Below are 545 nucleotides of genomic sequence, written 5' to 3'. Positions count from 1 at the left end.
GCTACGACGCCGGCGCCGACGGTACGACCGCCTTCACGGATGGCGAAACGCAGGCCATCTTCCATTGCGATGGTCTTGATCAGAGTGACAGTCATCTGGATGTTGTCACCTGGCATTACCATTTCAACGCCTTCCGGCAGTTCGCAGTTACCGGTCACGTCAGTGGTACGGAAGTAGAACTGAGGACGGTAGCCTTTGAAGAACGGAGTGTGACGGCCGCCTTCTTCCTTCGACAGGACGTAGACTTCTGCGGTGAACTTGGTGTGCGGCTTGACCGAACCTGGCTTGACCAGAACCTGGCCACGCTCAACGTCGTCACGCTTGGTACCACGCAGCAGAACGCCGCAGTTCTCGCCAGCACGACCTTCGTCCAGCAGCTTGCGGAACATCTCAACGCCGGTGCAGGTGGTGGTGGTGGTGTCACGCAGACCAACGATTTCCAGCGGATCCTGAACGCGGACGATACCACGCTCGATACGGCCGGTAACAACGGTACCACGACCCGAGATCGAGAACACGTCTTCGATCGGCATCAGGAACGGCTG

Annotated in this window: 1 protein-coding gene; it reads right to left on the bottom strand. The window is 58.7% G+C overall.

What is annotated here, in order from left to right; genetic code table 11:
• Window positions 1–545 (bottom strand): EF-Tu/IF-2/RF-3 family GTPase (locus FEM01_RS24015; RefSeq protein WP_138221892.1); only part of this gene is annotated, 545 nt, incomplete at both ends.

Origin of the sequence: Pseudomonas mosselii (assembly GCF_005796105.1) — a bacterium.
Classification (GTDB): domain Bacteria; phylum Pseudomonadota; class Gammaproteobacteria; order Pseudomonadales; family Pseudomonadaceae; genus Aquipseudomonas; species Aquipseudomonas mosselii_C.
Note: the sequence above shows the minus strand (reverse complement) of the source record. Positions and strands in the feature narration are given on the sequence as shown.